The sequence below is a fragment of the Photorhabdus sp. RM71S genome (assembly GCF_042879355.1).
Classification (GTDB): domain Bacteria; phylum Pseudomonadota; class Gammaproteobacteria; order Enterobacterales; family Enterobacteriaceae; genus Photorhabdus; species Photorhabdus kayaii.
This window is the reverse complement of the sequence record NZ_JBHFKV010000014.1, coordinates 1-12,803: the sequence shown is the minus strand read 5'-3', so window position 1 is coordinate 12,803 and position 12,803 is coordinate 1. Positions and strand designations below refer to the sequence as shown.

Annotated in this window: 13 protein-coding genes; 2 read left to right on the top strand and 11 right to left on the bottom strand. The window is 48.6% G+C overall.

The window, feature by feature from the left end; all coding sequences use genetic code 11:
* Positions 1–119: 119 nt before the first annotated feature.
* Genes ACGF5R_RS09810 through agaR form a run of 9 tightly spaced genes read right to left on the bottom strand, consistent with a single transcriptional unit; the run spans position 120 to position 8,836 of the window.
* Positions 120–2,024, bottom strand: a complete 1,905-nt coding sequence (locus tag ACGF5R_RS09810) for an enterotoxin (RefSeq protein WP_387690654.1) — start codon at positions 2,022–2,024, stop codon at positions 120–122.
* Positions 2,025–2,063: 39 nt separating this feature from the next.
* The gene (locus ACGF5R_RS09805) at positions 2,064–2,924 is read right to left on the bottom strand and encodes a tagatose bisphosphate family class II aldolase (RefSeq protein ID WP_112877042.1); all 861 of its coding nucleotides are present in this window, start codon (positions 2,922–2,924) and stop codon (positions 2,064–2,066) included.
* A gap of 9 nt (positions 2,925–2,933) precedes the next feature.
* Positions 2,934–3,368, bottom strand: coding sequence for a PTS galactosamine/N-acetylgalactosamine transporter subunit IIA (gene agaF, locus ACGF5R_RS09800; protein ID WP_112877043.1), 435 nt, complete (start codon positions 3,366–3,368; stop codon positions 2,934–2,936).
* 22 nt (positions 3,369–3,390) lie between these two features.
* Positions 3,391–4,284, bottom strand: coding sequence for a PTS system mannose/fructose/sorbose family transporter subunit IID (locus ACGF5R_RS09795; protein WP_112877044.1), 894 nt, complete (start codon positions 4,282–4,284; stop codon positions 3,391–3,393).
* Complete coding sequence (gene agaW / locus ACGF5R_RS09790) at positions 4,274–5,059, bottom strand: PTS N-acetylgalactosamine transporter subunit IIC (RefSeq protein ID WP_387690652.1); 786 nt, start codon at positions 5,057–5,059, stop codon at positions 4,274–4,276. Before agaW ends, ACGF5R_RS09795 begins: the two co-directional genes overlap by 11 nt.
* Positions 5,060–5,069: 10 nt before the next feature.
* Positions 5,070–5,552, bottom strand: a complete 483-nt coding sequence (agaV, locus tag ACGF5R_RS09785) for a PTS N-acetylgalactosamine transporter subunit IIB (protein WP_192880998.1) — start codon at positions 5,550–5,552, stop codon at positions 5,070–5,072.
* Positions 5,518–6,735, bottom strand: a complete 1,218-nt coding sequence (locus ACGF5R_RS09780; RefSeq protein ID WP_387690650.1) for an AgaS family sugar isomerase — start codon at positions 6,733–6,735, stop codon at positions 5,518–5,520. The genes agaV and ACGF5R_RS09780 overlap by 35 nt, the downstream gene beginning before the upstream one ends.
* Positions 6,732–8,027, bottom strand: a complete 1,296-nt coding sequence (locus ACGF5R_RS09775) for a D-tagatose-bisphosphate aldolase, class II, non-catalytic subunit (protein ID WP_387690648.1) — start codon at positions 8,025–8,027, stop codon at positions 6,732–6,734. Before ACGF5R_RS09775 ends, ACGF5R_RS09780 begins: the two co-directional genes overlap by 4 nt.
* Positions 8,028–8,062: 35 nt before the next feature.
* Positions 8,063–8,836, bottom strand: coding sequence for a transcriptional repressor AgaR (gene agaR / locus ACGF5R_RS09770; RefSeq protein WP_112877048.1), 774 nt, complete (start codon positions 8,834–8,836; stop codon positions 8,063–8,065).
* A 400-nt stretch (positions 8,837–9,236) separates the two neighbouring features.
* Between agaR and ampC the strand changes: the two genes are divergently transcribed.
* Positions 9,237–10,394, top strand: coding sequence for a class C beta-lactamase (ampC, locus tag ACGF5R_RS09765; protein WP_387690646.1), 1,158 nt, complete (start codon positions 9,237–9,239; stop codon positions 10,392–10,394).
* Between the two features lie 79 nt (positions 10,395–10,473).
* Here the strand turns inward: ampC and ACGF5R_RS09760 are convergent, their stop codons facing one another.
* Together ACGF5R_RS09760 and ACGF5R_RS09755 are read right to left on the bottom strand one after the other, a co-directional pair.
* The gene (locus ACGF5R_RS09760) at positions 10,474–11,772 is read right to left on the bottom strand and encodes a phospholipase (protein WP_387690644.1); all 1,299 of its coding nucleotides are present in this window, start codon (positions 11,770–11,772) and stop codon (positions 10,474–10,476) included.
* 36 nt (positions 11,773–11,808) lie between these two features.
* Positions 11,809–12,288: a CesT family type III secretion system chaperone gene (locus ACGF5R_RS09755; RefSeq protein ID WP_240000730.1), complete on the bottom strand. Its 480-nt coding sequence runs from the start codon at positions 12,286–12,288 to the stop codon at positions 11,809–11,811.
* Between the two features lies 1 nt (position 12,289).
* On the opposite strand from ACGF5R_RS09755, the gene ACGF5R_RS09750 reads away from it, so the two are divergent.
* Positions 12,290–12,571: a hypothetical protein gene (locus tag ACGF5R_RS09750; protein ID WP_387690642.1), complete on the top strand. Its 282-nt coding sequence runs from the start codon at positions 12,290–12,292 to the stop codon at positions 12,569–12,571.
* Positions 12,572–12,803 lie beyond the last annotated feature (232 nt).

Here is a 12,803-nt window from a genome sequence, read left to right as displayed (position 1 = left end):
ATGTTAGTTTATTGACAATAGGCTGATTTTTTTCCAATAAAACACCATCACAATAATTTCACAAAATAATCACTGCCCCGAATAAAATCATTATTCAGGGCAGTTCAATAACACTGTGATTATTTCGATGGTGTCAAAGAAAAGGTCAATGTCTCCAACGGCTGAAGCGTAATCAACGCCGTTTTATTGATAAACTTCGGTACCGAGCTGTTCTCGCCATAATCGATATTAACGTCATATACCGAAGGCTGATTATCAGGCAATTCAAGATCGCTTTGCAGATCCAGATAATATTGTTTCACTTCATCAGCAGGATTGCGCAAAGTGATAATCGACTTTTTCGGACTCCAGGCTCCCCAACCATACACCGCTAGATCGGTGGGATCTTTACCAATCCAATGGGTATCAAACAACACATCTTTATTTTTCTCTGACCATTTCGCCGCGTTTGCCAACGTATCCCAATCCTCGGTGGTCAACAGTTCAGGCGTAACATACATCTCCTGTAACTGCGTGCCGCTGCCAAAATAGCTCCAAACCTGATCGGCAAAATCTTTAGGTGACTGTTTATCCAGATGCTTAGCCTGTTTAGCATAAACAATGCCATGCAGCATCAACGAATTCAGTGGGAACAGCGGCCCCTTTCTGACGACATTACGATAAGTTTCTGCATCACGATAGGTAAGCCACTGCTGCACTTTGGAACCTGTACCGTGAAACTCCACATCATAGCCGCCACGCCAAATAGAATCGGCGAAAAATAGCCAAGAAGGCGTGGCTTTGGTGCCTGTGGTCAAGTTGATAAACAGATCATTGCCTGTACTGCGCATATCTTCAATAAGGTGGATAGCGGCATCAAAATCACTGGTGAATGAACTCCCTTTAATCACACGATCAGCATTGCCGGTGCCATCCAGCTTAAACATGGATACATTTTGTTGTTGAATCAGGTTGAGTACCCGGTTATGGAAATTGGCGTAGTAATTAGGGCCTGAGAGCGCAAATCTGCCATCTATCACTTCATAACCAAACTCCTCCGCATGCGAAACACGTTGCTCACCAGGTGGGCCATAACCGCCCCAAGGAGAAAGCCAAATACCTAAACGAGCACGATATTGATCTGCTGCCTGTTTAAGATTTTTGAACTCATGGGGAAATGCCTGACTAAAACCCCAATCTCCTTTGAGGTTATCCCAACCATCATCAAACAGATAACCACCCAACTTCACACCGCGCTTAGTCACCAACTCCTGCCCAAACTGTTTGATACGAGTCAACGACTCTTGTTCGGTATAAGGCGTGAAGAAACCAATATCGTACCAAGAGTTGTAATGTAAGTAAGGACTATATTTACGCGGACGCGCATTGTTCAAAAACTCATTGACGTTGCGCCGCAATTGCCCTTGCTGATAAACACCAATATACGTCTTATAACTTAACGTTTTCCCCGGCTCTAGCGGGATAGAGAGCGCAATTTTTTGCGAAGCGCTCCCTTTATAAGCCTCAGTGGTAATCAATGGATTACCGGGAACAATAAAGAAGCTATCGCTGATAATCGGTGAACTGACGATAGACCCGTGAACAAAAGGGGTTTTAGTGTGAAATGGTATCAACGAGACAGAGCTGAGCTCCAACGCGTTTTCCTGCGGTGTAATGGTGATTTCAAACGAGCCGTATTTATCTTTACCCTCCACAGTAATTATATTGCTTACCTGAATGTCACCATGTTTCAGAGAGATAACAATACGATTTCGCTTTTTGCTAATGTCAGTAATCTGAAAATCTTTAGCCGTGAGCTTTTCTCCCGATTTCAACGTGATTTCAAACAGATTGTCAATGATGATGTGATCGTGGTTTGTTGGATTTTCAAATTTTAATTGCGTTACTTTACCGTGTTCGTCGCTAACCGTTACATGGTAATTGTTACCGTCCAACAGCCAGCTATCTGCCCAGACTGGGGTGTTATACAACATGGAACTCGCTAATAAACTTAACGTGATTTTATTTAACGTTCTTATTTTCACAGCAGTTTCCTTAATAGTCAGGATGAAAAAACAGAACCTTCACGAATACAGCTTACCTGCACTGCCACAAATCCGGATTTTTTCTTCTACTACTGCCTGCATAGCCTGTTTTCCCGGCGCGATATATTTACGTGGATCATTCGCATCTGGGTGCTGAATGAAATAACGCTTTACCGCATCAGCAAAAGCAATTTTCAGATCGGTCGCCACATTGACTTTGCATACACCAAGACCAATCGCCTGCTGTATCATCACTTCAGGAATACCCGATGCACCATGTAGCACCAACGGAATATCCACCTGTTCACAGATTGCCGCTAGCCGATCAAAATCCAAATGCGGTTCACCATGATACAAACCATGCGCAGAACCAATCGCTACCGCCAGAGAATCAATACCGGTACGGGCAACAAAGGCTTTTGCTGCCAGCGGATCGGTAAAAAAACTATCGGCACTGGAGACCTGCAAATCATCTTCCTGCCCGCCTAGCCGCCCCAATTCCGCCTCAACGCTAACATCGTAACGATGGCAAAATCGTACCACCTCAGCCACCTTACGAATATTCTCTTCAAAGGGTAAATGCGAGCCATCAATCATTACCGAGCGCACACCTGCGGTCACTTTATGACTGATATCCTCCAGTTCCTCATGATGATCGAGATGCAACGCCAGCGGCAGATTGTGGCGACGAGCAGCATCCTGACAGATTGACACTAGGTAGTCAGTCCCCGCATAACTGAAAGTACTCGGCGTACCTGCCAGAATAACCGGTGATGCCAAGCGTGCAGCGGTTTCCGCTATCACCTGGACAGTTTCCAGATTATGGACGTTAAAAGCAGGAACCGCATAGCCTCCACGCAGAGCCTTTTTCAACATTTGACGACTGGAAATCAGATACATGTAAGCTCCTCAAATGCCATCCAGATTCGGGCTGTCATACCCTCGTTTCTGCTGTTCGTGCCACAGGCTGGTTAATCCCCGCCGCCCACACTCCAGCGCCGTATCACGAAATGTTTCCAGCGTCATACCTTCACGATCTAGCACCATCTCTACCGCCAGTTGCATATTCGTACCGGCAATAACTTCATAACATGGATTAGCTATTGCCAGTTGCGCCGCCTGCCGAAACGGTGATCCACCCAGTAAGTCACTGAGAATAATGATACCCTCACCACTATCACAAGCTGTGCAGGCCGCCTCCAACAACACCAATAATTGTTGCGTACTGATTCCCTCAGGAAAATCGACAGCACAGCACTGCGGTTGTCGTCCGACAACTTGTTCCACTGCCTGCAACAACCCACTGGCGAAATGTCCATGACCGGTGATTACAATACCTAACATTCCCTCTCCTCAGTGCCGTTTATTAAAGAAAACCCACAAACTTCCCTACAATACCGATCACAACCGTCAAACCAATTAACTTGACCGGGGAAAATCCTTTTTTCATCAACCAAAACACTAGCAGGGTGAAACACAACGGCAACAAATTAGGCATTAGTTTGTCCAGCACATCCTTCTGCAACGCCACACTGGCCTTACCGGCATTTACTATTACTGGCGTTGAGAGATGGACATAGGAAGCTACCAACGCTCCGATTACCGTCATTCCCACAATTGAAGCAGCGTGGGAGATCTTTTTGGTATGCTTTTTCAACAAGCTTAACGCGCTGGTTCCTGCACGATAACCATAATGCGCCAAACCAAAACGCAAGCCGAAATGCACGATATTGAACAGCAACAGGAATATGATGGGGCCAAACAGACTGCCCTGTAGCGCCAGAGAGGCCCCAATACCCGCGCAGATGGGTAGCAGAGTCAACCAGAATAATGCATCGCCAATCCCACCTAGTGGCCCCATCAGCGCCACTTTTACTGCACGAATAGTGGAAATTTTCTCCTTATTTCGCTCCATTGCCAGCACCAACCCAGACAGGAAGGTGGCATCAAACGGATGCACATTGATAAACTCCATATGCATCTTCATCGAATTTGCGAGATCTTGCGGATTCTTGTGGATCTTACGCAGACCCGGGATCAAGGTGTACAACCAGCCCCCCGCCTGCATACGCTCATAGTTAAATGACGCCTGTAGCAACAAAGAGCGCCACGCCATACGATTCAAATCGCCGTTGGTCAGATCCTCACTCGGTATCGTGTCCTGATAGTCATCCTGTTCAACCTGACTGGTTGCCAGCGTCTGCGCCATCCTGTTCTCAGCTTTAGCTGCCATAGCTGCATCGGTATCGTTAAATGCCATCTTCCATCTCCTGAGATTGAGTGGTAGGCGCGCTGCGTTCAGCGGCCTCTTCCATACGGGAACGGTTAAAGAAATCGATCAATGCAATCGCAAAAGCGCCAAGTGCTACGGCAATAATCGGCATATTAAGGAATGTGACTGAAATAAAACCTAAAATGAAATAAGCGATATAAGTCTTTTTCATCATAATTTTCATCAGCATAGAAAAACCGATAGCAGGCATCATGCCGCCCGCAACCGCCAGACCATCCAACAACCATTGCGGCGCCTTCTGTACCATGACGCTGGCAGCGTCAGCACCGAAATAGACTGGCAGAAATGCCACGATAAAATAGAAACAAAACAGAATGGTGATACCCAGATAATTCACACGTTCCACGCCGCGCCAGTTCAACGCTTTCACCATCTGATCGCATTTATGCATCATGGGTGAGAACAGGGTAAACAGCAGGGTGATGCAGCCTTGTACCGCAATAGAAAACGGCACCGCGATACCAATCGCCACCTTAGGATCAGTATGAGTCAAAATGGCAAATGCCGTGCCAATCACACCCCCAATCACCACATTTGGCGGCTGAGCACCTGCCAGTGGCACCATTCCCATCCAGACCAGCTCCAGTGTCCCCCCGACCAGCAAACCCGTCTGCACATCCCCTAAAATCAGCCCGACCAACGGCCCAATCACCACTGGACGATGAAAATGAGTCAACCCGTCGAACAGATCCACCCCGGCCAATCCAGCCAGTAACCCAATCAATATCGCATCAATCAGCATAACTCCCCCCTCAAACCAGCAATTTGGCGATAGGTTCTCCCGCTTCATCTGGCACTCGCCGAATCTCGCAAGTGATACCCAGTTGCTCCAGTTCACGAAATACCACCACGTCACTGTCATCAACCGAAACCGTCTTATGAATTTGACGCTTTCCCTCAGCAAAATGCATATTACCCACGTTGACGAAGCGGATCGGTACTCCGCCTTTTACTAACGTCAGTACATCCTGCGGTGTTTTACAGACGATAAAAATCTTCTGGCGCTCAGCCGCTTTATGAATCACATCAATGGTTTTTTGCAGAGTGAAATAACGCGTCTGAACCCCATCAGAAACCACCATATCCATCAGATTTTGCTGCATCAAATCACTGGCAACGTGATCATTAGCCACCAATACCAAATTGGCCCCCAGTGAATTGGTCCAGGTCACACCGACTTGACCATGCACCAACCGGTTATCAATTCGAGTCATTAAAATATTCGGTATCGACATAATCACTCCTGCTACATTTTATTCTTGGTGAATACGGTGGATGATAAGGATAAATTTCCACCCCCTTCACCACACGGTTGACTTCCCCTGTCGGACATGGATTGTCTGGCGTTATGCCCAGTGCCAGCGAGGTTTCAAACGCTAACATCTGCAAAAATATCAAATAGGGGAACAACAGCCAGATATCGTCTTGTTCACTGTTAACCACAGTGAACCCTTTCCCCTGTGTGCCACTCAGTGCAACAATTTGACACGCCAATCCGTCATGATTCAGCTCATGCCACAGATCGAGATCATAACGACGACGATACTGATCAGCCGAAAGCATCATGACCACCAACGTATCGCGTTCGATCATAAACTTCGGCCCATGACGCACCCCCATTGACGAATCGTAACGCGTCGTGACACGCCCGGCAGTCAGCTCCAGCATCTTGAGCGCTCCCTCCTCTGCTATCCCAGTAAAACAACTGGAACCCAAACACATCATGCGTTTAAAACCACAACGGGCCAGCCGCTTAATCTGTGTCTGCCACTGTTCCCTTTCCCGCTCACACAACACGATCATCGCCCTCAACGGCTCATCACACTGTTCCAACGTCAATGGCCCTAGCAGCAGCACTGTTGCTAACGTCATGCAGCTAAAACTGGACGTCATAGCAAAACTTTGGTCATGAGAACCCTGTGGCATATTCAACGAACAGACGTGAGAGCGCCCTTCGGCATAACGCGCTAACGCACCGCCGGGATTACAGGTCAGCATCAGGTGATAACAGCGTGACAGGAGCTGATCCGCCAGTTTTACCGCCGCCACGCTCTCCGGGCTATTGCCCGATCGCCCATAAGAAATCAGCAAGGTTGAACGTGTTGGATCGAGATATTGCAAAGGAGAAGGCACAATGTCTGTGGTGCTGTACGCGACCACATTCAGTCCACACTGCTCGCGCAACCAAGGCGCCAATGTGCGCCCGATAAACGCGGAGGAACCTGCGCCACACAGCACTATCTGTAACTCCAGCTCAGATAATAAAGGCTGCAAAAAGGGTCGCCATAACGCTTCTTCACGTTGCAGATTTTGATATAACTGACGCCAAAGCTCAGGCTGTTGATGAATCTCTCTGGCAGTATGCAACGCATGGTGCTCACGCAGCCAGACTTCGGCATAGGAAAACAGTTCATTCATGCTAAAACTCCTTGTACCTCGGGCTCACAAGCCTGCACATAGTTTAAGAGTACAGAACGAATTTTATCCAACACCCAAGCGTGTGGGTCATTATCCAACCTTCCGGCATTAACGGCCTGCGCCTGCTCCGGCAGGTACTGACTCAGCAGTGAAAGGGAAACCGGGCGACAACGCAGGTTATCCATCAAGGTATTCACTGCCTGTTGTACCTGTGGATGCGGCCAGTAGTAACGAATGCGATCACTCAAACTGTATTGACGATCAATAAACTGTTGATGCGGTGTACCATGGTAATAGCGATTCCAGTGCTCCGGCTGCTCAAGCATGACCTGTTCTAACGTGGCGCACAGATGAGCCGCGTCCTGTTCCCCATTCCATTCACCATCGATTTTATCGAGTGCGAAAAGCGCCTCACGTAAAGCAAAAGTCAAAGCTGGGCCGACTTTCAAAATGGCAAAGTGATCACGTACCAATTCACGGTAAGCTTGCGCCGTTTGATAATCAGTGGAATGAGCTTCATAGACTAAATAGGGTTGAGATTCGATATATTGACTCAGTGCCGCTGCACGTTTAGGTTGATAATGTTCAATATAATGGTGATCGAACTCCACCCCCGGTTGCACCACCAGCGCAATCACCCGCGGCCATACCGGTTCCAGTCCAGCCAATCGCCAGGCTTGTTGATGTACACTCAACGTTGTCGCCGCTGCCTGAGGCGTCGTGACTTGCATTCCTGCCAATGCTTCTTTCGCTCCGCCCGGTACCGGCACTTCGGTACCTATCACATAAACCGGTGGTTCTCCCCCCACCTGCTGCCAACAACGTTCTGCCACCTGACACAAACGAGCTGCACGTACCGCAACCTCCTTGTCGCCAAGCGGCGTTGGATCATCCAAACAGGACATCGAGCAATCGAGATGTATCTTACGAAACCCCGCCGCCACATAATCGTGTATCAACGTTTCAGCCAGTTTCATTGCCTGTTCAGCGGGAAGATCCTGCCAGGCATTGGGTCCAAGATGATCGCCCCCTAACCAGACACGATCACGCGGTAAACCAATGCGATCGGCCTGTTGCCAAACTGCATCCCGGAATTGAGCAGGTTGCATCCCGGTATAACCACCAAACTGATTGACCTGATTAGAAGTTGCTTCAATCAATACCGAGGTCTTACGCTCTTTAGCGACGCGCAAAGCACTTTCCAATACCCAGGGATGAGCGGAACAGACCGAATAGATCCCCACTGCTTCACCTGATTTGTGACGACGGATAAGTTGTAATAGTGACTGCATGGTGTCTCCCATGCGGGCAAGAATCTCGGTAAGAACTATTCGTCGGCAATAATCACATCCACACCGAGTTCAATTAATGCCCGCCTGTAGTTATCGGGGATCCGACTGTCAGTAATCAGCCGATGAATCTGTCCAGCTTGACGGATCATACAAAAACTTCTGCGCCCAAATTTACTGGCATCCGCCACCGCGATAATTTCATGCGCTACCTCACACATTACGCGATTAAGGTGGGCTTCACCGGGGTGTGGCGTGGTTATCCCTGCTTCCAGATCAAAACCATCGACGCCAAGAAATAGGGTGTCAAAGCGATATTGACGCAATTGCTGTTCCGCCGCCGGGCCATAGAGCGAGTAGGAGTTCTGACGCACACTCCCGCCAAGCACCATCACCTCCATCCGGTCAAACCCCGCCAATTCATAGGCGATATTCAACGCGTTAGTCATGACGACCAGATCACGCCGCTCTTTCAGAAATGGCACAATTTGCGTGGTAGTCGAACCAGAATCAAGGATCAGAGCATCACCATCCTGAACAAACTGTGCCGCCTTGGCCGCAATGCGCGATTTCACATCACGATTCATCCGGCCTTTATCTTGCAAGGGGCGATCAAAGGCGAATTGCTGATTCAACATGGCACCGCCATAGGAACGCAATGCACAACCTTTTTGTTCCAGATAACGCAGGTCATTACGGATAGTGACACTGGAAACCCCAAAATGAGTACTCAGATGCTCGACACGCACGCTGCCCTCATGACACAGCAAGTCGATAATCTGTTCACGTCTTTTTACGGTATCTACAGCCATTCCGTTATACTCCTCAGATTTTCAGCGACAAATTTATGCCGCCTGTGATGAATTGCTTTCCCTCTCTTTCGATTTAATTACAGCAAAAGCAATTAAATGAAATTGTGATCGCTATTACAGTCTATTATATAGACAAAAATTGGCATAAAAGGTTTCGATTGGAAACGTAACGAAAGGAAATACTAAATTCTCTGGTCACTGACTATTTACCCAAAAATCAGTTTTCATCCCCATTTTGGGTAGCAATTGATATAAAGAAACGAAAGCGCTTGGTTTTCAATCAGCAACCGCAAAGTTTTATTTTGTCAGGTGATAGAGATCACAAATTTTGTGATTGGGTGTACAAATCCTGATAGAATCCAAGACTGAAAGCTCTCACTGTAATTGAAGGACACGCCACATGACAAAACGATTTTCGGTGCTGACTGGCAGTTTGCTGTTTGCCGCTTCTCTCGGCGCTCAAGCCTCGAATACACCAGATCAGCCCCGCCTGACAAATACCGTTGATAAGACCATACACTCCCTGATGCAGGAATATGACATTCCAGGAATGGCGATTGCGGTGACTTTCCGCGGTCAACATTTTTTCTATCAATACGGTGACGCGTCAAAAGAGAGCAACACGCCGGTCACCAAAGAGACAATCTTTGAAATAGGATCGGTCAGCAAAACCTTTACCGGCAGCCTGATTTCTTGGGCGCAGGTGACGGGAGCCATTTCCCTCTCCGATAAGGCCAGCCAGCATTTTCAACCGCTTGCAGGCAGCACCTTTGACAACATAAACCTGCTGAATATTGCCACCTATACCGCAGGCGGCCTGCCGTTACAATTCCCTGATGAGATCGACAGCAATAACAAAATGGTGGACTGGTTTCAGCACTGGCAGCCAAAGTACACGCCCGGAACCTACCGCCAGTACTCCAATCCCAGCATTGGCCTGGCGGGCTATATCGTTGCCCAACGCCTTGAAAAATCTTACTCAATACTGGTGAAAAACCAAATCCTTTCACCGCTTGGTCTACACCATACCCGGTTTAACGTGCCCGAGCAGGAGATGAAAAATTATGCATTGGGTTATTCAAAAGAGAATAAACCGATTCGCATAACTCCCGGCGTGCTGGATGAGGAAGCCTATGGTCTGAAAACCAGTGCACAGGAGCTGATCGGCTTCGTAGACGCAAATATCGATCCTTCCCGCATAGGTGACAGCAAACTGGCACAGGCCATTCGGGCAACCCATACCGGCTATTACCGGGTGGGGGAGATGACGCAAGGGCTGGGCTGGGAGCTTTATCACTGGCCCGTTACCCTTGAGCAGGTACTGAGCGGCAACTCGGCGCAGATCGCTTATCAGGCCAACAAAACCACGGAACTATCGCCGCCAGAGCCGCCAACGGATGCGCTTTTTATCAATAAAACCGGTTCCACCAATGGCTTCGGCGCGTATGTCGCGTTTGTGCCGCAAGAGCAAATGGGTATTGTGCTGCTGGCCAACAAAAACTACCCCAATGAAGCGCGCATCAAAGCGGCCTGGCAAATCCTCAAGGCGCTGAAATAAGGTGCAACTGCATTAAATACCGTGCCTGTTGGCAGCGACAACGCCTCCCCAGGAGGCGTTGTCCTGACATATCGAGTCGTTAAGCCAGTAAGGCTTCCAAACCTGCGGTCACCGACTCCATACGGTGACCACCTGAATGCTCAATAACATAACGCTTGCCTACCTGAGAAGAAGCATCCAGCCCCCAAATACCATGTTCGGCCTTCTGACTCAGAGGATCGCTACTGGTATTGATGTGGGTGACGTTGGCACTATCCAACTTGTCGGCCAGCCGATCCCGTAATCCTACATGCAATCCCATGCTGTTGAATGCGGTGACCTTGATCCCATGTTTGATGCCCGCATATTGCGCCAGCCCGCCTCCCAAGGAGTGGCCTAGAACCTCAACCTTGCCGCCATATTGTTTAGTAAAAGCCTTGACCAAACGGTCAGCATCCTGAAACGCGCTGTCCTTGATCCCCAAAGCAGCGCCGACGTCACTCTTCACTGTACCAGGACGCTTAGTTGGCTGGGTGCCCACGAAGGAGAGCACCATAGTATCGTCACGTTTGTAAACAGCAACCTTGAGCGCAGACCAGCCATCTCCCTCAAGGATTAAAGGATCATTCACCCCCTTGCTGGGGCGAACATGCAGGGTTAACTCACTGCCAGTTCCGCCACTGCCATCCTCCCGGCGAGCCAGTATTGAGGACGGGATATCAGCTAAAGTGGCATGACTGTAACCCGCAGGCATATCCCGATAGCTACTGGAGCAACTGATTCTCGCCAATTGAGCCGCATCCATCACTGCCTTAGCTCCCACAGCATTCAACGGCTCTTGCTCCGCTTTAGCCACAAACGCAGGTTTGGCGATCACCTTGGCAGAATTCAGCAATTGCTCGGCACGCGTTCCAGCCTGCAAACGATCGGACGCGCCAAACGGTAGGTGCGAGACTCCCTTCGCGCCCGCTCCAGCCAGCCCTAAGGCAGAAGATGCTAGCAAACGCCCTGTGGATTCCGCCAGGTTTTTAACGCCTGTAACACCGACTGAAATTGCACCACTCGTTACACTACTGGCACCGCCCGTGATATTAGCCAATCCCTTGATAATGGCCCCAGTCCAGTAACGCGCCTTACCTTTGGCACTCTGTGCATGGGAGTCATGTCCTCCCTGTATGGCAGTGCCAATCTTGCGAGCCGGGGCACTCAATGTCAGATATTTCAGTGTGGTGGTTAGCACCTTGCCCGGCGATACCTGAGTACCAAGACCAGTACTGGTGTAATGAGAGGCAAGATGATGATGAACATTATTATTGCGAGATGGTGTCTGTACTTCTCCGTTCGAAAGGGGTGCCAATACCGTGGCGCTGGGAGTGTGCCCAATACCTTGAATAGACATCTTATTATTCTCCTTGGTTATTCAGATGACCGAAATTCAGCATACGATGGCTGAACCGGGTAATGGATGCAGCACAGATGATGCGCCATTCTGCTGGGTGTTGATCACCTGAAACTGAGACTGCAAGCTGATCCCAAGATCGAGGAACTCTCCCAGAGTCTGCATAAATGCAGTTTCATCGAACATCTCGATTAACGCGGAGAAGCTCAACACCAGATAATTGGTACGACTGTCCAGACTGATCTGACTACCGCCCGTGGTAAGACCGAACATATTCAGCTCAAGGGCAGCCCGGGTCAACATCAACTGGCCCGGCTCATCTGCTGGCAATCGCAACAAAGGAATATAGAAATAAAATGCCTGAACGTCATCATTACCCGGCACTTCGATGATGCACTCACCACCTTGGCCGAAAGGTACTGTACAGTGACCATCGCTGCCAATGCTCAAAGCTACACCTTGGCGTTCACCAACAAGGCGCAACCATTCAGATACTGTCTGTTGATATGCTTTCACTATGATGTTCTCCGCTCGTTATCCCTTACAGACCAAGGGTTTCGCACGCAATAGAAAGTGTGAGCATGTTAACAATCACTGGCAAGCCGTGATTTATCTCCGGGGCGAAGTTTTTTATATCGACGTCGAAATAGCGCCTTATCGGCAGTTGGGTTGTACCGTGCAAATGGGTTCGAATCCAACCCAACTTGGCCGACAAGTTTCGATTGAAAAGGAGCGATTGAGCGATTTATTAATTAAAGAATTCAATTATGAAAAATCGGAACTGATATCGATTAATTAGCTGTTTTATGTGATATTTATCACATTTTTTCATGTTCATATGACAAATATCGTGATCTTGTGGTCATAATATTTAGAGAGTGAAATTCTCTGTTACTTGTCTCCACTCCATCCTACTCAGTTGGACGCGGTCTATTGTTCTCGCTAACGCCACGTATTAAATGATGGCTATTTTACGCTGTCATTTTTTTACTGCGGAACAGACCGCCGCTATTTAAAAGAGCCGCATGTCA